General features: G+C 63.6%; 20 protein-coding genes. 7 read left to right on the plus strand and 13 right to left on the minus strand.

Annotated elements, in window-relative coordinates:
• Positions 1 to 3: 3 nt before the first annotated feature.
• Entirely contained in the window at positions 4 to 780 is a 777-nt protein-coding gene (locus F3H87_RS17285) for an ABC transporter ATP-binding protein (protein ID WP_223228109.1), read from the minus strand.
• 646 nt (positions 781 to 1,426) lie between these two features.
• Between F3H87_RS17285 and F3H87_RS21860 the strand changes: the two genes are divergently transcribed.
• Genes F3H87_RS21860 through F3H87_RS17305 form a run of 5 tightly spaced genes read left to right on the plus strand, consistent with a single transcriptional unit; the run spans position 1,427 to position 6,288 of the window.
• Positions 1,427 to 2,491, plus strand: coding sequence for a M29 family metallopeptidase (locus F3H87_RS21860; protein ID WP_188129243.1), 1,065 nt, complete (start codon positions 1,427 to 1,429; stop codon positions 2,489 to 2,491).
• Positions 2,488 to 2,907 (plus strand): acetyl-CoA carboxylase biotin carboxyl carrier protein, encoded by a 420-nt coding sequence (locus F3H87_RS17290; RefSeq protein ID WP_188129242.1) that lies wholly within the window; start codon positions 2,488 to 2,490, stop codon positions 2,905 to 2,907. The genes F3H87_RS21860 and F3H87_RS17290 overlap by 4 nt, the downstream gene beginning before the upstream one ends.
• Positions 2,904 to 4,286 carry an acetyl-CoA carboxylase biotin carboxylase subunit gene (gene accC, locus F3H87_RS17295; protein ID WP_149789138.1) on the plus strand — a complete coding sequence of 461 codons (1,383 nt, stop codon included), beginning with the start codon at positions 2,904 to 2,906 and terminating at the stop codon, positions 4,284 to 4,286. Before F3H87_RS17290 ends, accC begins: the two co-directional genes overlap by 4 nt.
• Complete coding sequence (accB, locus tag F3H87_RS17300; RefSeq protein ID WP_149789137.1) at positions 4,283 to 4,786, plus strand: acetyl-CoA carboxylase biotin carboxyl carrier protein; 504 nt, start codon at positions 4,283 to 4,285, stop codon at positions 4,784 to 4,786. Before accC ends, accB begins: the two co-directional genes overlap by 4 nt.
• A 32-nt stretch (positions 4,787 to 4,818) precedes the next feature.
• Positions 4,819 to 6,288: a hypothetical protein gene (locus F3H87_RS17305; protein ID WP_149789136.1), complete on the plus strand. Its 1,470-nt coding sequence runs from the start codon at positions 4,819 to 4,821 to the stop codon at positions 6,286 to 6,288.
• 244 nt (positions 6,289 to 6,532) lie between these two features.
• On the opposite strand, the gene F3H87_RS17310 is transcribed toward F3H87_RS17305, so the two are convergent.
• The 3 genes from F3H87_RS17310 to F3H87_RS17320 are packed head-to-tail and all read right to left on the minus strand — an operon-like array spanning position 6,533 to position 9,418.
• Positions 6,533 to 7,876: a TRAP transporter large permease gene (locus tag F3H87_RS17310; protein WP_149789135.1), complete on the minus strand. Its 1,344-nt coding sequence runs from the start codon at positions 7,874 to 7,876 to the stop codon at positions 6,533 to 6,535.
• Positions 7,877 to 7,887: 11 nt separating this feature from the next.
• Positions 7,888 to 8,397 (minus strand): TRAP transporter small permease, encoded by a 510-nt coding sequence (locus F3H87_RS17315; protein ID WP_149789134.1) that lies wholly within the window; start codon positions 8,395 to 8,397, stop codon positions 7,888 to 7,890.
• Position 8,398: 1 nt separating this feature from the next.
• Positions 8,399 to 9,418 carry a C4-dicarboxylate TRAP transporter substrate-binding protein gene (locus F3H87_RS17320; RefSeq protein WP_188129241.1) on the minus strand — a complete coding sequence of 340 codons (1,020 nt, stop codon included), beginning with the start codon at positions 9,416 to 9,418 and terminating at the stop codon, positions 8,399 to 8,401.
• Positions 9,419 to 9,586: 168 nt separating this feature from the next.
• On the opposite strand from F3H87_RS17320, the gene F3H87_RS17325 reads away from it, so the two are divergent.
• Together F3H87_RS17325 and F3H87_RS17330 are read left to right on the plus strand one after the other, a co-directional pair.
• Positions 9,587 to 10,321 carry a GntR family transcriptional regulator gene (locus F3H87_RS17325; RefSeq protein WP_149789132.1) on the plus strand — a complete coding sequence of 245 codons (735 nt, stop codon included), beginning with the start codon at positions 9,587 to 9,589 and terminating at the stop codon, positions 10,319 to 10,321.
• A 289-nt stretch (positions 10,322 to 10,610) separates the two neighbouring features.
• On the plus strand, positions 10,611 to 11,561 hold the full coding sequence (locus F3H87_RS17330; protein WP_149789131.1) for a LysR family transcriptional regulator: 951 nt from the start codon (positions 10,611 to 10,613) through the stop codon (positions 11,559 to 11,561).
• A gap of 4 nt (positions 11,562 to 11,565) precedes the next feature.
• On the opposite strand, the gene F3H87_RS17335 is transcribed toward F3H87_RS17330, so the two are convergent.
• From F3H87_RS17335 to F3H87_RS17375, 9 genes are all read right to left on the minus strand, one after another.
• A complete protein-coding gene (locus tag F3H87_RS17335) occupies positions 11,566 to 12,273 on the minus strand; it encodes an ABC transporter ATP-binding protein (RefSeq protein WP_149789130.1) in 708 nt (235 codons plus the stop codon).
• Positions 12,266 to 13,000, minus strand: a complete 735-nt coding sequence (locus F3H87_RS17340) for an ABC transporter ATP-binding protein (protein WP_149789129.1) — start codon at positions 12,998 to 13,000, stop codon at positions 12,266 to 12,268. The genes F3H87_RS17335 and F3H87_RS17340 overlap by 8 nt, the downstream gene beginning before the upstream one ends.
• Positions 12,997 to 13,950 (minus strand): branched-chain amino acid ABC transporter permease, encoded by a 954-nt coding sequence (locus F3H87_RS17345; protein WP_149789128.1) that lies wholly within the window; start codon positions 13,948 to 13,950, stop codon positions 12,997 to 12,999. Before F3H87_RS17345 ends, F3H87_RS17340 begins: the two co-directional genes overlap by 4 nt.
• Positions 13,947 to 14,819, minus strand: a complete 873-nt coding sequence (locus F3H87_RS17350; protein WP_149789127.1) for a branched-chain amino acid ABC transporter permease — start codon at positions 14,817 to 14,819, stop codon at positions 13,947 to 13,949. Before F3H87_RS17350 ends, F3H87_RS17345 begins: the two co-directional genes overlap by 4 nt.
• Positions 14,820 to 14,881: 62 nt before the next feature.
• Positions 14,882 to 16,102: an amino acid ABC transporter substrate-binding protein gene (locus F3H87_RS17355; protein ID WP_188129240.1), complete on the minus strand. Its 1,221-nt coding sequence runs from the start codon at positions 16,100 to 16,102 to the stop codon at positions 14,882 to 14,884.
• A gap of 103 nt (positions 16,103 to 16,205) precedes the next feature.
• The gene (locus tag F3H87_RS17360) at positions 16,206 to 17,963 is read right to left on the minus strand and encodes an FAD-dependent oxidoreductase (protein WP_149789125.1); all 1,758 of its coding nucleotides are present in this window, start codon (positions 17,961 to 17,963) and stop codon (positions 16,206 to 16,208) included.
• A 36-nt stretch (positions 17,964 to 17,999) separates the two neighbouring features.
• Positions 18,000 to 18,332: a hypothetical protein gene (locus F3H87_RS17365; RefSeq protein WP_149789124.1), complete on the minus strand. Its 333-nt coding sequence runs from the start codon at positions 18,330 to 18,332 to the stop codon at positions 18,000 to 18,002.
• A gap of 7 nt (positions 18,333 to 18,339) precedes the next feature.
• Positions 18,340 to 19,176 (minus strand): intradiol ring-cleavage dioxygenase, encoded by an 837-nt coding sequence (locus F3H87_RS17370; RefSeq protein WP_149789123.1) that lies wholly within the window; start codon positions 19,174 to 19,176, stop codon positions 18,340 to 18,342.
• 44 nt (positions 19,177 to 19,220) lie between these two features.
• Positions 19,221 to 19,775: a flavin reductase family protein gene (locus tag F3H87_RS17375; protein WP_149789122.1), complete on the minus strand. Its 555-nt coding sequence runs from the start codon at positions 19,773 to 19,775 to the stop codon at positions 19,221 to 19,223.
• Between the last annotated feature and the right edge of the window lie 7 nt (positions 19,776 to 19,782).

The following is a 19,782-nucleotide window of genomic DNA, read 5'->3' on the forward strand; positions in this document are numbered from 1 at the left end:
GTCTCAAAGCACTCCCGCCTTCTCGAAATGGATACGAATGCGACGCGTGATGTCGATGAACTCGGGCTCCTCACGAACCGAAAGGGTCCGGGGCTTGGGGATACCAACCTCGATATCGTCGATGATCCGCCCGGGCCGATCGGACATCACGATCACCCTGTCCGACAGGAACACCGCCTCGGCGATACTGTGGGTGATGAAGAAGGTCGTGACCTCCTCGTGCATCTGAAGCCGCTGAACGATCACGTTCATCTTGTCCCGGGTCAACGCATCGAGCGCACTGAACGGTTCGTCGAGAAACAGCATCGAGGGCTTGAGCAGCAGCGCCCGCGCGATCGAGACGCGCTGCCGCATACCGCCCGAGAGTTCCCACGGCTGGTTGTTCTCGAAACCGGAAACGCCCAGTTCCTCGAGCAGGTTGCGCGCCCGCGTCCTGATCTTCTCGTCCACCCGCCCCCGCAACTCGGCAGGCAGCAGGACGTTCTCGAGAACCGTGCGCCAGTCGAGCAGCAGATCTTTCTGGAACACCACGCCAACGTCGTCGAGCGGGCCGTTTACATTACGGGACTGGACGGTGATCTCACCCCGGGTGCGATCCTCGAGCCCCGCCAGGACCTTGAGCATCGTGCTTTTTCCGCAGCCGCTGGGCCCGACAATTCCGACCGTCTGCCCGCGATCGAAACTGAACGAGATCGGACCCAGGGCGTGGACCACCCCACTGGGGGTGAAATAGGTCTTTTCAACACTCTTCACGTCGACGAATGAAGCGGTATCCAGCATTACCCTGCTCCTCGGCGCGGCCGCCTGATGCAGCCGCCTTGGTTCCTGTCCAGCCGATGCCCTGACGGCTCCGGCCTCAGAAAACGCCAAAATGATAACGTTTTCTGAAAACGTTTTCAGAATAGGTAGCGGTATCGATTCGTGTCAATGGGGATGGCCGGTTTTCCAGTGAACGGGTGTCGGGATGGCCCCGGAATGATGAGAAAACAACCGGACTTCCCTGCCAAAGCACATATCGGCCCGGCTACGGAAACCGATGGCCGGCAATTGCTCAGCGATCGGTTTGCGCGCATCTCGACGCTTCGGGAAACCGATGCAGAACAAACCCGGACGGACAGATGTCAGACGGTTTTGGACAAGGTTCTACAAGGACAGTTTGCCCGCCCCGCCAGGGACGCCGGAATGCCCCCGCCAACTGCTCCGCCCCCGCCCCGCGGCCCCCGTGACAACCGCCCTTAAAGAGCCTCCTTCAGCATCAACGAGGCTACCCCTCGCACGATCATTTTGCATGCAAAAATGCCGAAACCGGCGTTGACGGCAGAAAACTGTCGCGTTAATGCATGCTATACGCCTTTTGGCGGATTGGTCGCCCACCGCGCAACGCGTGGACCGGCGATAAGCGCAAAGATGAGAAAGGGAGTGTGGAATGGAGTCCATCTCGCGTTACGGCACGCCGCCGACCCGGCTGATTTCCATGATGAAATCGTTTGAATACCCGTTCCGAAACGTCCGTGCGGGGGATCGGTTCGCCATCCTGACCGACGACCAGATGGACCCGCTGATCTGGCAGGCGATGATGGCCGCCTTGCATGCACGCGGCGCCGAAGCCTGCCTGTGCCTCTACCCCAAGCGCGCCTATCACTGCGCCGACCCCTCGCCCATCGCGGTGGGTGCCGCGAAAGAGGCAGACGTGGTGATCGCCCTGACCACCACCGCGCTCAACAGCGGCACGCCGGGGCTGCGGCAGATCCGCTCCGAGGGCGGTGCCAAGGGCAAGACGCCGATCTGGCTCTGGGAAGAGATCAACCAGGAGATCCTGATCGAGGGCGGCGGTGCCTGCACCGAGGAAGACGTCCGCGAGATGTGCGAGATCCAGCGCCGCATGGGCGAGATTTGCGACGCGGGCAAGACGATTTCGGTCACCACCCCCGGCGGCACCGACCTGCGCGCCGACATCACCGGCTACCCTCCGGGCGCGCTGGCCCGCCGCTGGGGCGCGATCCCCTTCGAGCGTGACGCCGAGACCGGCCGCTTCGGGCTCAGCCCCGGCACCTGGCCATTCGGCGAATTCCACGTCGAACCGCTGGCCGGAACCGCCAACGGCGTCGTGGTCTGGGACCACACCGGGCAGTATCCGGCCGGCCAGTGGCACGAACCCGTCACCGTGCGCATCGAGGACGGGCATGTCACCGATATCTCCGGCGGGCACGAGGCGGCGCAGATCCGCGATTACCTCAAGGCTTACGGCGACGAGAATTCGCTGGTCGTGGGCGGCGAGATCTCGATCGGCACCAACCGCAAATGCCCGCCCTATACCGGCAACATGCGCAGCGAAAAGAAACGCTATGGCGCCATGCATTTCGGCATCGGCCACGGCGCCGACCGGGGCGAGGTCGTCAGCAAGCTGCGCTACGAAGGCATCTGCGACCGGGTGACGATGATCGTGGACGACAAGCACGTTATCGCCAAGGACGGGGTGATCCTCGTATGAGCATCCTGCCTCCCACCGAGGGAGCGCGCGCTGCGGAGCTTACGGATGACGACCTTCAACAGATCGTCGATGCCTTCCGCGGCTCGGGCTGCACCCTTCTCGAACTGACATCAGGCGCAATCCGTTTGCGCCTGGGCCGCCGGCCGGCGGAGTCCTCCCCCTCCGCCGGCGGCAAAACCGTTCCCGTCGCCGCGCCCTTTGTCGGCACATTCACCGGCAGCGTGGCGGCGGGGCAGACGGTCGGCAAGGGCGCGGTGCTGGGCACGATCCGCAGCCTCCGCGCCGAAACCGGGGTTCTGGCCACCGAGGCCGGCACCATCGCGGCGCAACTCGTCCCCGAGGGCAGCTTTGTCGCCTTCGGCGCGCCCCTGTTCGAAATATACCCCGAAACGCCCGAGGGAGGTCAGGCACAATGACGATTCAACGGGTCTTCGTGGCCAACCGCGGCGAGATCGCCGTCAGGATCATTCGCGCCTGCCAGGATGCCGGGATCGAAACCGTGATCGGCGTTTCCGAGGCCGACCGCGACGCCCTGCCCGCCCGCATGGCGGACCGGGCGATCTGCATCGGGCCCGCGCCGTCCGGGGCCAGCTACCTGAACCTTGACGCCGTGGTGACGGCCGCGGTCGGCGCTGGCTGCGATGCGCTGCATCCCGGTTACGGATTTCTTGCCGAAAATGCCGAACTGGCCGAACTCTGCGCCGAACAGGGCATCACCTTCATCGGCCCCGGGGCCGCAACGATCCGCAGCCTGGGCGACAAGATCAGCGCCCGGATCATCGCGGAAAAGGCCGGCGTGCCCGTTGTGCCCGGCCGCGACCAGGTGACAAGCTACGAAGATGCGCTGGCCGCCGCGCAGGAGATCGGCTTTCCGATCCTTCTCAAGGCCGCGGCGGGCGGCGGCGGGCGCGGCATGCAGGTCGTGCGCAGCCAGGACCGCCTGCAAAGCGCCTTCGACACCGCGCGCGCCGAGGCCCGCGCCGCTTTCGGCAACGATACGCTTTACCTCGAGCGGTTCGTCGGGCTGGCCCGGCATATCGAGGTGCAGGTGCTGGGCGACCGCCACGGCAAGGTGCTGCATCTGGGCGAACGCGACTGCACGCTGCAACGGCGCCACCAGAAGATCGTCGAGGAGGGCCCCGCCGTCGCGGTGCCCGCGGTTCTGGTGGACGAAATGCGCCGCGCCGCCGTCGATCTTGCCCGTTCGGTCGATTACGAGGGGGCCGGCACCGTCGAGTTCATCTTCGACCAGGAGCTTGAGGAGTTCTATTTCCTCGAGGTCAACACGCGCATACAGGTCGAACACCCGGTCACCGAATTGCTGACCGGCATCGACCTGGTGGCCGAACAGCTGAAAATCGCGGCGGGTGAACCGCTGGCGCTGGAACAGGACGACATTCGCCTGACCGGCCACGCCATCGAATGCCGCATCAATGCCGAGGCCGCGCTGGAGGGGTTCCGCCCCTCCCCCGGTGAAATTCTCGCGTGGGAGGCCCCCTCCGGGCAGGGTATCCGCGTCGACACCCATTGTTATGCAGGCTATGTCGTGCCGCCTTTCTACGACTCGATGCTGGCAAAGCTGATCGTCACCGGCACCGACCGGGACGATGCGCTTGCGCGGATGCGCGCGGCGCTGGCCGATTTCACCCTCACCGGCATCGACACCACCTTGCCGTTTCTTCTCGCCCTGCTGGACCGGCCGGAATTCGCAACCGGCGCGGTCAGCACACGCTGGGTGGAAACGGTGCTTGAAGACCCGGAATTTCTCGCAAAGCTCGAAGGGGACCATGTATGAGCGACTTAACCTACCAGGATGTGATCCGCATCCTCGAACTGATCGACCGCTCGGACTGCATTGATCTCGATCTGGAATCCGGCGATCTCCGGCTGAAGGTCTCGCGCGGCAATGCGTCCTCCGCCCCGCGCCCGGCAGCCGTGGCGGCACCGGCACCCGCGCCAGCGCCGACACCCGCGCCAGCACCGGCAAGCGATGCGCCGGCAGTGCCTGCCGCACCGGCCGGGGCCGGAACCGTGGTACAGGATCATCCCGGCGCCACGCCGGTCCGGGCGCCGATGGGCGGCATGTTCTATGCCACGCCCGCCCCCGGGAAACCGCCCTTCGTCACGGTCGGGCAAGAGATCCGCAAGGGCGATCAGCTTGGCATCGTCGAAGTCATGAAGCTGTTTACGCCGATCACGGCCGAGACCGACGGAATCGTCGTCGCGATCGCGGTGGAAAACCAGCAGACCGTAGCCAAGGACGATGTGCTCATGCTCATCGAGACCAGAGACTAACCGGCTTCAGAGCCGAGAAAGCGGGCCAAGAAATGGCGAAAAAGATCAAACTTCTGGACGAGACCCTTCGCAACGCGCAGCAATCGCTTTGGGCGACGCGCATGCGCACCGAAAGCATGCTGCCCATCGCCGACGTGATCGACCGTGCCGGGTTCGATACGGTTTGCGTGGCGGCGGGCGTGACCTTCGAAAGCGCGGCGATGTTCCTGCACGAAGACCCCTGGGAACGGATGCGCCTCCTGCGCCGCCGCATGCCCAAAACCCGGTTCGACGTGCTGGTGCGGGCGCGCAACCTCTGGGGCTGGAAGGCCCAGCCCTATGACGTGCAGACCCTGTTCCTGGAAACGCTGCTGCGCAACGGCGTCGACAGCTTCAAGCTGTTCGACGGGCTGAACGACCTGCGCAACATGGATCACCTGCTGGCCGAGGGGCTGCGGCTGGGCTTCAAGGTGAAAGGCTTTGTCGGCTTCAACGACAGCCCCGCCCATACCGACGCCTATCTTGCCGCCAAGGCCAGGGAATTCGTCGACCGGGGCGTGCATGCGCTGGTGATCTCGGATTCCCCCGGTGTGATGCAGCCCGAACGGGCCTATTCCTCGCTTTCGGCGGTCCGCAAGGCGATCGGCGACACCGAGCTGCATTTCCACTGTCACACCACCGCCGGTCTTGGCCGCGAGGCCTGCCGCCAGGCGATCCGGGCGGATGCCGACGTGATCTGGACGGCGGCACGGCCGCTGGCCTGGGGCTCTGCCCTTCCCGCCGCGCGCGACATTGCCGCGATGGCCCGCGAAGAGGGTTGCGAGGTCGATGTGGACGATGCCGCGCTCGCCGAGATCGACGACTGGTTCTACTGGGTGGCCCACAAGCAGGGCAAACCCGTCCCCGAGGAAAAGCCCTTCGATCCCGCCTTTTATCAAAGCTATGTCGGCCACCAGATTCCGGGCGGCATGATTTCGAACCTCGTGCAACAGCTGAAGGATCGCGGCCTCGAAGACCGGCTGCCGGAGGTGCTGGAAGAGGCCGGGCGGATTCGCCAGGAACTCGGCTATCCGCACATGTCGACGCCGTTCTCGCAATTCGTCGGCGTGCAGGCGGTGATGAACGTGATCCAGGGCGAACGCTATGCCTCGCCGCCCGAGGCGCTGCGCCTCTATGCCCGCGGCGCCTTTGGCGAGACCATCGCGAGCATGGATCAGAACATCCGCGACCGGCTGAGCGAGGGCGCAGCGCCCATCGACCCGCTCGAAGGGCTGGACGAACCGGTGCTGCCGAAGATCCGCGCCGAATACGGCCCGTTCGAATCCGACGAGGATCTGCTGCTGTTCCTGTTCCTGCACCCGGCAGCCTATGAGGATTTCCGCACGCACCGCCAGCCCATCGTTTCGAAGCCGCGGCCGCACCCGGTGGCCTGCCTCACCGAGGAGCTGATGGCCCGCAAGGACATCGGCTCGGTCGAGGTCAGGCACGGATCGGACCTGTCGCTGAAGCTGAAAAACGGCTGAGGCCGCATATACGCGAAAGGAATGCGCCCATCGGGGCGCATTCCCCCGGATCGCCGGCGAAATCGCACGATCCTGAAACATCCCCCTGATCGGGCTACCCCTCCCCCCAAACAAAAAGCAAAGCGCAACGCAGGCACCGGCCTCGCGTCTGCCACTTGTCCCGCAATGCAGGGGGTTTCACGGTTTGCGGGAGCGCGCCCGGTTGGGCGCGCTCCCCTTCGTTCGGATCGCCTGTGCTGTCCCCTCAGAATGCCGAGTTGGGAAGCCACAGCGACAGCGCCGGCACCGTCAGAAGCAGCACGAGCACCAGAATATCCAGAAGCAGGAAGATCGCGGCCCCCCGGAACACGGTCGCCAGCGTTACCGAACTGGGCGTCACGCTTTTGATGACAAAGATATTCAGGCCGATGGGCGGCGTGATCAGGCCGATCTCAAGCAGCTTGATGACGATCACCCCGAACCAGATCAGGTCGACGCCATAGCTCGCCATGACCGGCACCGTGAACGGCAGGGTCAGGACAAGGATGCCGATCGAGTCGAGGAACATGCCGATCAGCAGGTAAAAGAGCACGATCGCTATCAGCACCAGCGCGAAGGGCGGGTCGATCGCCTTGAGCCAGTCCAGCGCCATCGGCGTGATACGGGTCAGCGAGATGAAGCTCGTGAACATCTTGGCGGCAAGCGCCACGAGAAAGATCATCGAGGTCTGCCGCACGGTATCGAGCCCCGCGGTCATCAGGTTCTCGCGGTTCAGCTTGCCACGCGCCATGCCGATCGCCAGGGCGATCACCAGGCTGACGGCGGCGGCCTCGGTCGGGGTGAAAATCCCGAAATAGATGCCGCCGACAACCAGGCCGAAAAGGACAAGCGCGGGCCAGAGGCCGCGCAGGGCAAAGCGCCCGGCCCCGGGCTCCATTTCGCCGTCGTCGCCGGGGGCGTCCTGCGGGCGCAGGCGGCACCAGATGAACACGGTCAGGAGGAACCCCAGAAGCGACAACAGGCCCGGAACGACGCCGGCCAGGAACAGCCCGTTCACCGATTGCTCGGTAAAGATCGCGTAGATGACGAACAGCAGGCTTGGCGGGATGAGCGAGCCAAGCGTGCCACCCGCGGCCACCGCCCCCGAGGCAAGCCCGGGATTGTACTTGTATCGCAACATCTCGGGAACGGCGATACGGCCCATGGCCGCGGCGCAGGCGACGGACGAACCGGTGATGGCCGAAAAGCCCGCGCATCCGGTGATCGAGGCCATCGCAAGCCCGCCGGGCATCCGCCGCAGCAGAACCCGCAACGAACGATACAGGTCGGTGGTTATGTCCGCATGAAAGGCGACATTGCCCAGGCCGATGAAAAGCGGGATCATCGAAAGCGGATAGCTGTGCACGAAGGAATAGGCGTTGGCCTCGATCAGGCTCAGCGCGGGCCGGAGACCACGGGCCAGGTCGAGCGCCTGCCCCGGACGCCAGCCGAAGAAAAGCACAAGCCCGACCGCGGCGCATCCGCCAAGCGCGTAGGCGATTGGCACCCGCAGGACAAGCAGCAGAAAGACGGCGCCGACGATCACGCCGGTAAGGGTAACGGGATCCATGTCAGTTCCGTTCAGATAAGTGTGCGCAGGTCACGCCAGAGCATGACCACAAGCCGGATCAGGAACAGCGCGATGCCCAGAAGGAAGGTCGAATGACCCACCCACATAGGGATATCGAGCACCCCGGCATAGTAATCCTGCGTCAGCCAGGCCTTGCGAACGCCCAGCCAGGCCGCCCAGGCCAGCAGCCCGACGAAGAACAGGCCCACAAGATGCTCCAGCACCGCCAGCGCGACCTTGCCGCGCGAGGGCAGCCATTCGGTGAACAGATCGACCTTGATATGCTGCCGGGTCGCGGTCACGACCCCCAGCGGAAGCAGGATGACCAGCACCATGAGTTCCTGGACAAGATAGACATCGTCGGGGATCAGGGCGCGGCCCAGCCAGCGGCTGACCACGTTGATCGTGACGATGGCCGCCATGACGAACAGCCCGGCAGCGGCGATCCGTGCAAGAAACCGCTCGATCCCGGTCGCGGAAACCGCGTCGGGATCGGCGTCTTCTGTCGGGAGGTCCCGCAACTTACTGCCCCTCGGAGCCGCCGGCTGCCAGCAGCGCCTGATAGGCGTCAAGCACCTCGGCCGCGGGGTCGCCGGCCCGGTTCAGCCAGTCCGAAATCGCTTCCTGGCTTACCTCCAGCAGCCGGGCCCGGTCTTCCTCGGGAAGCGGCGTCACGGTGATGCTGCTGCCGTCGATGCCGGCCACCATCGCCTCTTTGGCATCGTCGATCTCGGCGGTCATCGCGTCCGCGACGTAGTCGACGAACTCCGACGCAAGCGTGGTCAGGATCTCCTGCTGCGAAGCGTCGAGCATGTCGAAGCTCGCCGGGTTCATGAAGATGCCGAAAGACATGTTCTGCCCCCAGTTCAGCTCCAGAACATACGGGGCGACCTCGTACTGGCGATAGGCGCGCATCGAATAGTAATAGTTCTGGTTGCAGTCGATCAGGCCCGAATCGAGTGCCTGGTAAACGTCGGCCTGGCTCATCGTCACGATCTCGGCGCCAAGCCGCTTGAGCGTGTCGCCATAGGGGCCGGAGGCCCGGATTTTCAGCCCTTGAAATTCGTCGAGCGTGGTGATTTCACTGCGGCAGATCAGTTCCACCGGCCCGGTGGTGTAGTTGGTAAGGTACCGCACGCCCGCGGCATCGAATTCCGCCGTCAGCCTGTCGTCCTGCGTCGAAAGATCGTAGATCGCCCGCATCCCGGTCTGGATGTCGCTGTTGGCAACCGGCAGATCGCCGATGCTGTACAGTTCCAGTTCCTTCGGGGTGAAGAAACCGACCACCGTGCCGATATCGGCCACGCCGCTTGCGATCCCGCCCAGGGTATCGCGCCCGCCAAGCAGCGAACCGCCCCAATGGAACTCGATGCTTACCGCGCCATCGGTGCGGGTTGCCAGTTCTTCGGCGAACCATTCAAGCGCGGCCGCGCGCGCGCCGCGGTTCGGGCCGTAATCGGAAAAGCGCAATACCGTCTGCGCATGTGCCCCCGACGCCGCCAGAACGACAGCGGTTGCCAGCAATGTCTTCCCCAGTCCCATGATGTCCTCCTTCATCCGTTTGAACTTGCATTGCATGCTATTACGTCAATTTTACACATGCAACCCGTCAAAAACACACGTTTAGCATGCAATGAAACGGAAGGCCTTGCTAGACAAATTTGACAGCTTCGGACAATACTCTTCGAAAGGCTACGGGAAAGGATTGGTATGAGTTTCGCCCTGGAAGATGCAACCACAGCCCTGCGTTGCAGGCTGCTTGCCGGCAATTTCGACCCCGGCACCAAGCTGCGCGAGATTTCGGTGGCCGAGGATCTCGGCGTGTCGAGAACCATCGCCCGGCTGGCCATGAGCACGCTGGAACACGAGGGGTTGCTGACCCGCGAACCGAACCGCGGCAGCCGGGTGAAGCGGTTTTCGATCAAGGAAATCGCCGATGCCATCGAGGTTCGGGGCGAGCTTGAGGCGATGGCGGTGCGGCAGGCCGCCGAACGCGGGCTCGAGGCCGCCGCCGATGACGAGTTGTCGGAGATGCTGGAGCGTTTCGAGGAATTGCTGACGGCAGGCGTCACCACCGACGAGATGCGCGACCGATGGGTCGAACTCAACAGTGCATTCCATGCCTGCCTGATCGAGGCATCGGGGAACTGGGCGCTCAAGGTGTCCATCGCGCAGATGTCGCGGCTGCCATTGGTATCGCCCTCGGCGCTGATCTTCGACCGGAAGGACCACGAGAACGGGTTTCGGCAACTGGCCGCATCCCATGCGGACCACATGGAGATCGTCGCCGCGATACGGGCCCGGCAGGGGCACCGGGCCGAGGCACGGATGCGCGAACATGCCTACATGAACGCCCGCAACAAGCGCCTGAACCTCGCCGATCCCGAAACCATGGACCTGGCCCGCGCGCTTCCGGGCGGTCCGTTGATTCGGCCCGACAACTGACCGCGCTGCCCGATCGAGCACGCACCGCCCGTATCGGACGGCTCCATGGTTCATGTCGGTATCGTGTTCGCGGGGCAGATCCCGGACGTGCCGGGGCGACAGCGGGAACCGGACGTGCAGCGTGACGGCCAGGCACGGTGGAAACGCCCTGCCCCCTCAAGCCGGTTTCTTGTGACGATACCCTCTGGAACAACGGGGTTGCCCTCTCGTTTCGGTGGCCATAATTCGGCTGCACCCCGCATCCACATGGCCTAAACTTTTCAAGCCCGAGGAAACGCGGAACGGCATCATGAAGATCGACAGCGAGCATCTGGAAATCCTGGCGGTAATCGTCGACAAGGGCGGCCTGACCGAGGCCGCGACGGCGTTGGGCAAATCCCAACCCTCGGTGTCACGCAGCATGGCGCTGCTGGAGCAACGGATCGGGATGCCTTTGTTCGAGTCCCGCCGCCGCCCGCTGCGGCCGACCAAGCTTGGCGTGGATCTGGCTCGGCTGGGCAGCCGCATTCGGATCGCCAACCAGGAAGCCAGCCTGATGATCCAGCGATTTCGGCAGGGCCACGCCGGAAACCTGCGCATCGGTGGCACGCCGATCTTCATGGATGGCGCGGTCTCGACCATCTTCGCCGATTTCCAATCCCGCTATGCCGACGTGAATATCGAGCAGTTCTATGGCTATCAGGACACGTTGATCGCCGATCTGCGCAACGACGCGCTGGATATGGCCGTTCTGCCGCTGCATCCCAGCCAGGTTCCGGCGGATCTGGAATTTACACCGCTGCTGTCCGGGCTGAACGTCATCACCTGCCGCGTGGGGCACCCCCTGACACGGCGCAAAGCCATCACGCTTGCCGATATCGAACCGTTCACGTGGATCGCCCCGCCCGCGAACAGCCCGCTTTACCGCGATCTGGAACGGGCGCTGAAATCCATCGGATGCGAGGATTTCCGCGTCAACTTCTCAGGCGGCACTCTCGCTTCGATCCAGGCCATGCTGGCCGGGTCGGACTCGCTGACCGTCCTTCCCTATTCGGTTGTTTTCCTGTCACGCCAGACCGTCCCGCTGGAGGCGCTGCCGCTGAAGATCAACCACCCGAACCGCGAACTTGGCTTCCTGGTATCGAAGGACCGGCCGGGCCTGCCCGCCATCGGCAAACTGGCCGATTTCCTTAAGGCAGAGTTTCAACTACTCCAGACCAGGATCGAACACGAACAGCAGGTCACCCGGCGCCGGGGCTGACCGGTCACATTCCCAGATAGGCCTTTTGCACCGCTTCGCTTTGCAGAAGGTCGCTGGCCGCCCCCTCGCCCGTAATCCTGCCATCCTCAAGCAGGTAACCACGATCTGAAATCGACAGGCTCTGATGCGAGTTCTGTTCGACCATCAATACGCTCGTTCCCGTCGCGGCAATGTTCGGCAAGGCCCGGAACAGCTCGGTCGTCAGCAAGGGCGACAGCCCCAGCGATGGCTCATCCAGCAGCAAAAGCTGCGGGTCGGTCATCATCGCGCGTCCGATCGCCACCATCTGCTGTTCACCGCCGCTCATCGTGCCGGCGATCTGGGACAGGCGCTGTCGCAGCTTGGGAAAGACTGCAAAGACACGCTCGAGGCTGTCGCTGGCCTGCGCGCGCGTACGCGGCAGGAATGCCCCGAGCGACAGGTTCTCGGCCACCGTCAGAGTGCTGAAGAGATGCCGCCCCTCGGGCACCAACGCCAGCCCCGCCTCGACGATCTGATGCGCAGGCAAACGCTCAAGCGACTGCCCGCCAAGCAGGATGCGCGCGCCGGGCGCTGGCGTGACCAGACCGGCCAGCGCCTTGATGAAAGTCGATTTGCCGGCACCGTTCGCCCCCAGAACCACGACGATCTCGCCCTGGCCCACGGACAATGCCACATCGGACAGGGCCAGATGGCGGCCATAGCTGACCGAAAGGTTGGATACTTCAAGCATGGTGCGGTTCTCCGAGATAGGCCTCGACCACATGCGGATCGGTCAGGACGGCGGCAGGCGTTCCTTCGGCGATCTTTGCGCCGGCATTCATGACGACACAGCGATCGCACAGCGAATGGATTGCGGACATCACATGCTCAACCATGATGATGGCCGTGCCCAGGTCGCGGATCTTGCGGATGACCTCGATCCCGCTCAGCAGCTCGGTTGCGTTCAACCCCGCCAGCCATTCGTCGAGCAGCAGCACCTTGGGTTCCATCGCCAGCGCGCGCGCCAGTTCCAGCCGCTTTTGATCAATGTAGGTCAGCTTCGAAACCTCGACCCCGGCCTTGTCCGCCAGGCCGACGACCTCGAGATATTCGCGGCTTCGCGCGATCATGGCCGCATTCCAGGATCGCCCCGGCTGAAACGCCATGCCGACCACGGCGTTCTCCAGCACCGTCATCTCTTCGATCAGACGCAGAAGCTGAAACGTCCGCGCAACCCCCTTGTGGGCGACCTTGTTCGCCGGCAGGCCGGAAATCGGCTCTCCGTGCAATTCGATCGTCCCGCGATCCAGTGCAAACGCACCCGAAATCAGGTTCATCGTCGTGGTCTTGCCCGAACCGTTGGGACCGATCAGCCCCATGATCTCGCCCGGCATCAGGTCGAAACTGACATCATCCACCGCAACAAGCCCACCGAATGCCTTGCGGATGCCGTTCACTCTCATGATCGTCCCGGTCATGTGCGTTCTCCTTCCCGGGTGGATTGCGGCACGGCGCGCTTGAGCGCGAACAGCTCCTCGATACGGCCGATGATCCCGTTCGGCAGCAGGTAGACGATCACGATGAAGACCAGCCCCAACAGCAGCGAGAATGCCTGTGGAAACTGGCTTCCCAACGCTTCGAACAGGAACGACATCAGAACCGCCCCAAGAAGCGGGCCGTAGATGCGGTGCATGCCGCCCAGCAGCGCCATGATGACCACCTGGAACGAAAGCGTGGCGTTAAAGGCGATGGCCGGGTCGATATAGGTCCAGCGCGGGGCCATGATCGCCCCGGCCAGCGCCATGATCGCGGAACTGGCCGTGAACAACCCGAGTTTGGCGAAGGTCGGGTTCAGGCCGAAATGACGGGCCATGGTCTCGTCCCCGCCTATGACCCGCAACGCGAAGCCGAGGCGCGAGCGTTGCAGTGCCACCGCACCGATCAGCACGACCGCAAGCAAGCCCAGAAGCTGCCAGAAGATCTGGGGTTGCGTGATATCGAGAAAGATGTAGCGCCCGATGGAACGGGTAACGTTGACCTCATACCAGGTGACGAGTTGGCGGACCATCTCGCTCAGGCCGAAGGTGAAGATCACGAAATAAATCCCGGCAAGCCTCAGCGTTGCCAATCCCACGATCAACGCAACACCGCCACCGATCAGCGCCGAGATCAGCAGGATCACCGGCCAGGGCAGTACCTCGCCCAGGACAGCGACGGTATAGGACCCGATGCCGAAGAATACCACGCTGGCCAACGATACATAGCGTGTCGGCCCCGAAAACAGCCCCCATGCGGTCGCCAGAACGGCATAGTTGAGACACCCGATGGCAAAGGCCATCTGAAAACCGCTTGCAAAAAAGGGCATGAATGCAAGCAGGCCGGAAATCGCGAGAATAAGGATGTAGGGTACTGGCGAACGGACGATCATCTGACGGCCCTCCCGAAAATGCCGACCGGCCGGACGATCAGCGCCAGCAGGAAGACCGCGTAGATCACCGCGACGGTCAGGCCCGGATCCAGGTAGGCCGCGACGAAGGCTTCGATCAGCCCCAGCGCCAGTCCCACCAGCAACGCCCCGACCACGTGCCCGACACCGGCCATGATGACCACGATCAGTGCCTTCATGGTAAAGACAACGCCCATCTCCGCGGTGAAGGTCATGTAGGTGCTGATCAGCACACCGCCCAGCGCGGCAATCGCCCCGCCGATCGCAAAAGCCAGGCCTGCGGCCCATTTCACGTCGATCCCCACAAGCTGCGCGCCAACCGGATCGACCGCGACCGCGCGCAGGGCCATTCCCGTCCGGGTGCGCATCAGGAATGCAAAGGCCAGCGCGCCCACGACCACGGCCGCCCCGAAGGAAACCAGCCGGTTCAGGGCCACTGTTGCATCGAGAATGCGCACCGGCACTGAAAGATAGGTGTACGAGGTATAGTTGCTGCCAAAGACCAGCAGCATGATGCCCATCATCGCAAAGAGCAGCCCGAACGTCAGCAGCAGGCTGTCGATCTCAAGCGCGACGGGTGTCCTCGCCCTGCGCAGGATCGGTGTCAGCATGACCCGATAGATCAGCCACGACAGCCCGAAGGCCACAGGCACGACCACCAGCGCCAGCAGGTAGGGGCTGATGCCCAGCGCGCCGAACAGGACATAGACGGCAAAGGCGGCGCCAATCAGAAACTCGCCATAGCCAAGGTTGAGCGAGCGCGACACCCCGTATTGAATCGTCAGACCCATCGCGACGAGCGCATAGACCCCGCCGAGCGTCAGGCCGCTCAGCAATGCGTTCATGAACATGTTTTCCCCTCAGGATGGGCGGCGGCGCGGCCCCCCCGCGCCGCCGCGGTGTCAGATACCGGTCAGCGCGCGGGCCATGCGGGCTTGGGAACGACGAATTCGCCCCGTCCGGGCACGCCGAGCGGCCCAAGGCCCACGACATAGCCGTTGCTGATCTGTCCGGCCTTGAAGATATTCGGCATCATCTGGCTGCCCAGATTGATTTCGCCCAGGACCGTGTCGAACGTGCCGGTCTTCATCTCGTCGGCAACCACGTCGCCGTTCAGCGATCCGGTACGCGCGATGGCCTGTTCCATTGCCTGCAGCGCCGCATAGGTCACGATGCTGCCCGCGCTGTCGGGCCTTTGGCCGGTCACTTCCTCGTGCAGGGCGATGTAGCCCTGCACCCGTTCGTCGGCCATGTTCAGCCCGCCATGGGTCAGCAGGCCGTCGACGGTATCGCCGAAACGGTCATGGAACATTGGAAAGGCCCCACCGATACCGACATACATGACCGCAGGGTTGAAATCGCGCAATTGCGCATTGTCGGTCAGTGCAATCGTGTCGGGTGGATAGCTGAAGGCAACGAACGCCTGGGTGTCGCTCACCTCGGACAGGATCGACGAGAAATCCTGCGTGCCGACCGGATAGGTCTGGTCGTATGTCAGCGTGAAACCGAAATCCTCGAAAGCGGTGCGTGCAGCCTGGGCCAGGTCGATGCCGAAAGCGTCGGCGACCGAAACCATCGCCACCTCGTCGCCGATATGCCCGGCCGCGCGGGCTTCGTCGAGCAGTTCCACCACCGGCACCGCCCAGCTCTCCGCTGTGCCCGACAGCAGGAAGGCGCGCGGCCAGCGTTGTACCAGATCCGGCGCACGGTCGGTAATCGCGGTGGCCGAGGCATGGATGTAACCATGCCGGTCGAACAATGGCCCGACGGCAAGGTTGATCGCCGTGCCCCAGGGGGCCAGCAGGATATCGACATTGTCCTGGTTGATCAGCCGCTCGACGGCGCGCACGGCCTCTTCCGAGTTCGAGCGGTCGTCATACTCTATCACCTCGATGGGACGGCGGGTATCGCCTACGAGGATGCCGCCGCGTTCACGCATCTCGTGGACCCACAGCCGATAGTTGGGAACCTGCGTGGTCATCGCCCCGCCCGCATTCGGGCCACTGAGCGATATCGCGTAACCGATCTTGACCGGGGTATCCGCATCCTGCGCATAGCCCGCATTCACCCCGAGCGAGCCGGCAAGCCCGATGCTCACTATGGACGCCAATGCGCCTCGTCTGGAAATAGTCATGAAGTCCTCCCTTGACCTTGGTTTGAATTCGTTGCGCATACCGGTCGGGGCCAACCTCTCCCCGGCCATGCTCTTTCGGCAGTTTTCCTGCCCGCCGCCCCCCTCAGCGCGCTAGGACCTGTCGTAACACCCGCGCCAGGTCGGCCGCGGGGTCTGCCACCAGTGCCGTTGCCCTCCAGCAGACATGATGATCCGGCCGAACCAGCAGGCAGCCGTTATCCTGAATCTCGCAGATCCGCGCCCAGTCGCCGCTGTGATCGGCAAACTCGCAGCGTGGACCGATGACATGACGGGCCAGGTCGATCCCCAGATGGCTGGATACCTTGCCCGCCGCTTCGACCCAGGCCTCGCCGCCCAGACCTGTCAGCAGCGTAAAGCGCCCATGGCCACACAGATCGAGTGTCGAAACCTCCTCGCCATTGTCATGACGATAGAGCCAGACATGCGGAAGCCGGGCGCCGGGCCAGGTGGTCGGTTGATAGTGCAGGTCGGCGTCGAGCTGGAATGCGGGTTCGATCTGGTCCTCGACAACGACCGCCGGAGACCGGTAACGCTGGTTCATCTCGACACCATGGGCATCGAATTCGTACTTCTTGAAGGCAATGGCCTTACGGATCGCCTCGCGTTGCGCCGCCGCCTCGGCCGTGCCGTCGCTGCGCGCCTCGAGGTTCTTCTGCATCTGCTCAGGGCTGACACCCCCATCCATGCCGAGCGCGGCAAAGATCGGTGCGGTCTCGGCAATGGACTGATTGGCGCGCGTGACGATCTGCCGGGCGACAGGGGCACGTTCATCGTCGTAGCTGGCCAACAGCCCTTCGCCCGCTTGCCCCTTGAGAACGAAGGCCAGTTTCCAGGCCAGGTTGAACGCATCCTGAATCGAAGTGTTCGACCCCAGCCCGTTCGACGGGGGATGACGATGAATCGCATCGCCCATGCAAAAGACCCGCCCTTCGGAAACACGTGTGGCGTAATAGTCATTCACCGTCCAGGTGCTGGCCGCCAGCAGTTCGATCTCCAGATCGGGGTCGCCGATCAGCTGCCGTGCGACACTGGTGGCGAATTCCGGTGTGACTTCGGGCTCCGGGCCGTTGATGTCATAGCCCCATACGATCAGCCACTCGTTCCAGGGGCGCACCATGCGCACCAGCCCCATGCCGATCCCGCCGACATCGGCACCGGGCTGCATCACCCAGTACAGAACCGAGGGGCGATGGGCGACATATTTGCTGAGATCGGCACGGAACAGGATATTCATCGAGCCGCCGACCGCCATTTTACCCTCGAAGGGCAGGCCGGCATGTTCGGCCACCAGCGATTTCCCCCCGTCTGCGCCGATCAGGTATTTCGAGCGCACGGTAAACTCGCCACCCGTCAGGCGGTCGCGCAGAACGGTGGTGACGCCTTCATTGTCCTGTTCGTGATGCAGGTACTCGGTCGACATCCGCGCCTGGGTTCCGCGTGAGCACGCGGTCTTGAACAGCAGCGGCTCCATGTAGGTTTGGGGCAGGTCGTTCATCCGCCCCGGAGAGGACATCTGGTGTTCGGCCCGCGACAGGGGGTGATTGCCCCAGGCCTTCATGCGGCCGATCTCTTCTCCGGCCAGGCTTTCGCAAAAGATATTCTCGCCCATCAGGTCCTGATGGGTGGCGAAAAGATAGGCCTCGTCCTCGACCTCGCGGCCCAGATCGCGCAGCACTTCCATCGTTCGCTGGTTGGTAATATGGGCGCGTGGCGTATTCGCCAGCCAGCGATACTGGTTTACCGCCATGTTCGAGATGCCATAGCTCGACAAAAGCGCGGCAGCCGCCGATCCGGCAGGTCCGGTACCAATCACAAGAACATCCGTCGAGATATCGGCCATTCTTATTTCCTTCCAAGCAAGCGCCTCGGCCGGCGACTATTTCAGTGTCACGTAAGTGCGCGGATCAAGCGCCGAGACCCGCACCACAACGCCCAGCCCCGTTGCCCGGGAAATCTCGTCGCGCAGCCGCCGGGCCAGGCCGGACAGCATCTCGGGCGTTCGCTCGGGGCTGGGCAAAAGCGACAATTCCGTGTTGATCTGGGCCTGGTCCTCAAGGCCGGCGACCTCGATCACCGCGAACTGGCAGGCCGCCTGCGTCACCCTGAGGCTGTCGCACAGCAGGCTGCGCAAATCCGGCAGCATGCCCGAAAGCGTTTCGCGCGTGGCGGGACAGTTCCGCGAGTCGATATAGAATTTCACGTTGGGCATGGAGAACTCAGGCTGGGACCAGGACAAAATCGAAATGCGAGCGCCAGATCGTGTCGGCATCCTCCAGGCGCTCGTAAGGGGCGATCAGTGAGGTCTTGACGCCGAAGACGGCGTCGGACGCCAGGTACTCGTCCTCGCCAACGAAGGTGTGAGTGACCAGTTTCTGATAACCGGGCGCGGTGATCAGGTAATGCATATGCGCCGGGCGGTAGGGGTGGCGGCCCAAACGGTCCAGCATCTGCCCCACCGGACCGTCATCGGGGATCGGATAGCTGACGGGCTTGATCCCGCGAAAGCTGTAGCGCCCGTCGGGGCCGGTGTAGAACCGGCCGCGATTGTTCCACCTGGGCTGGATGTCGGGCTGCTGGACATCGTAATATCCGTCCGCGTTGTCCGACCAGACATCAAGGCACGCCCCGGCAATCGGTGCACCTTCGACGTTCAGCACCTGCCCTTCGAAAAGGCAGCTTTCGCCCTTGCCGTCCAGGCTGATGTTATCGCCCATTTCGCGGATCGGGGCATCGGCCACGTGAAACGGGCCGAAAACCGTATTCTCCGTTGCCCCCACGGGCCTGCGATTGTTGATCGCATCGACCAGCATCGAGACACCCAGCACATCCGAAAGCAATATGAATTCCTGCCGCTCGTCCGAGCAAATCTGGCCGGTGCGCGTCAGGAAACCGATGACATGCTCCCATTCGTCCTGGGTCAGCCCGACCTCACGAACCAGGTCATGCAGGTGCCTCACCAGCGCAGCCATGACCTCGCGCAGGCGTGGGTCCGTGTCGCTCCCCATCCGGGCATTCACGATTTCGATGGATTCTTTCTCGGAGAAATAGGTCATCTCGGTTCCTTGGTAAAACGGCTGCCTGACATCTGCGACATCCCTTATCGGTCCTCACCGGTTTCGGGCTGTTCAAGCCGGTGCCAGCGGCGATCCAGATAGATCAGCGAATCCCGTTCCGGGCTTTCGTCCACCGGTGCCACCGCCCCTTCGAGCAACTCCGCCACGACCAGTGTTGCCGCATCGAGCGGCATGGTGCTGTGCAGCCTTGCGCGGAACCACGTGCGGATATCGGTGTAACGCGGCTCACCGCCCGGCAACCGGTCCCAGGCGACGTCGGGTCCGAACCGCTCCATTCCGGGGGTCGCGGCAAGCCGGGCCAGGTCCAGATCCTCGAAACGCAAAAGGTGGATCACCGCCGTTTCGGCACTCAAAAGCGCCTCGGCAGAGGAAGACTGTGCCGAGAGTGAGAACGCAACAATCGGTGGCGCGGCACTGACGGATATCAGCGAACTGACGGTCAGCGCGACGGGCCCCGTGCCGGCATCGGCCGACACGATCGCCACGCCGGCCGGATGACAGCGAAACGCCTCGCGGAATGCGTGCGACAGGCTGGGCGGTTCGTCGAACGGTTCGGGGTGTCGGTCAGGTTTCAGCATGAGACTC

It is taken from the genome of Lutimaribacter pacificus (assembly GCF_900142185.1).
In the GTDB taxonomy this organism is placed as follows: Bacteria; Pseudomonadota; Alphaproteobacteria; order Rhodobacterales; family Rhodobacteraceae; genus Lutimaribacter; species Lutimaribacter pacificus.

Coding starts and splice junctions, on each gene's coding strand:
- F3H87_RS17330 (WP_149789131.1), top strand. CDS start 10,611: ATGAAGATCGACAGCGAGCATCTGGAAATCCTGGCGGTAATCGTCGAC.
- F3H87_RS17325 (WP_149789132.1), top strand. CDS start 9,587: ATGAGTTTCGCCCTGGAAGATGCAACCACAGCCCTGCGTTGCAGGCTG.
- F3H87_RS17370 (WP_149789123.1), bottom strand. CDS start 19,176: ATGACCTATTTCTCCGAGAAAGAATCCATCGAAATCGTGAATGCCCGG.
- F3H87_RS21860 (WP_188129243.1), top strand. CDS start 1,427: ATGGAGTCCATCTCGCGTTACGGCACGCCGCCGACCCGGCTGATTTCC.
- F3H87_RS17340 (WP_149789129.1), bottom strand. CDS start 13,000: ATGACCGGGACGATCATGAGAGTGAACGGCATCCGCAAGGCATTCGGT.
- F3H87_RS17345 (WP_149789128.1), bottom strand. CDS start 13,950: ATGATCGTCCGTTCGCCAGTACCCTACATCCTTATTCTCGCGATTTCC.
- F3H87_RS17285 (WP_223228109.1), bottom strand. CDS start 780: ATGCTGGATACCGCTTCATTCGTCGACGTGAAGAGTGTTGAAAAGACC.
- F3H87_RS17355 (WP_188129240.1), bottom strand. CDS start 16,102: ATGACTATTTCCAGACGAGGCGCATTGGCGTCCATAGTGAGCATCGGG.
- F3H87_RS17310 (WP_149789135.1), bottom strand. CDS start 7,876: ATGGATCCCGTTACCCTTACCGGCGTGATCGTCGGCGCCGTCTTTCTG.
- F3H87_RS17350 (WP_149789127.1), bottom strand. CDS start 14,819: ATGTTCATGAACGCATTGCTGAGCGGCCTGACGCTCGGCGGGGTCTAT.
- F3H87_RS17365 (WP_149789124.1), bottom strand. CDS start 18,332: ATGCCCAACGTGAAATTCTATATCGACTCGCGGAACTGTCCCGCCACG.
- accC (WP_149789138.1), top strand. CDS start 2,904: ATGACGATTCAACGGGTCTTCGTGGCCAACCGCGGCGAGATCGCCGTC.
- F3H87_RS17335 (WP_149789130.1), bottom strand. CDS start 12,273: ATGCTTGAAGTATCCAACCTTTCGGTCAGCTATGGCCGCCATCTGGCC.
- F3H87_RS17320 (WP_188129241.1), bottom strand. CDS start 9,418: ATGGGACTGGGGAAGACATTGCTGGCAACCGCTGTCGTTCTGGCGGCG.
- F3H87_RS17375 (WP_149789122.1), bottom strand. CDS start 19,775: ATGCTGAAACCTGACCGACACCCCGAACCGTTCGACGAACCGCCCAGC.
- F3H87_RS17360 (WP_149789125.1), bottom strand. CDS start 17,963: ATGGCCGATATCTCGACGGATGTTCTTGTGATTGGTACCGGACCTGCC.
- accB (WP_149789137.1), top strand. CDS start 4,283: ATGAGCGACTTAACCTACCAGGATGTGATCCGCATCCTCGAACTGATC.
- F3H87_RS17305 (WP_149789136.1), top strand. CDS start 4,819: ATGGCGAAAAAGATCAAACTTCTGGACGAGACCCTTCGCAACGCGCAG.
- F3H87_RS17290 (WP_188129242.1), top strand. CDS start 2,488: ATGAGCATCCTGCCTCCCACCGAGGGAGCGCGCGCTGCGGAGCTTACG.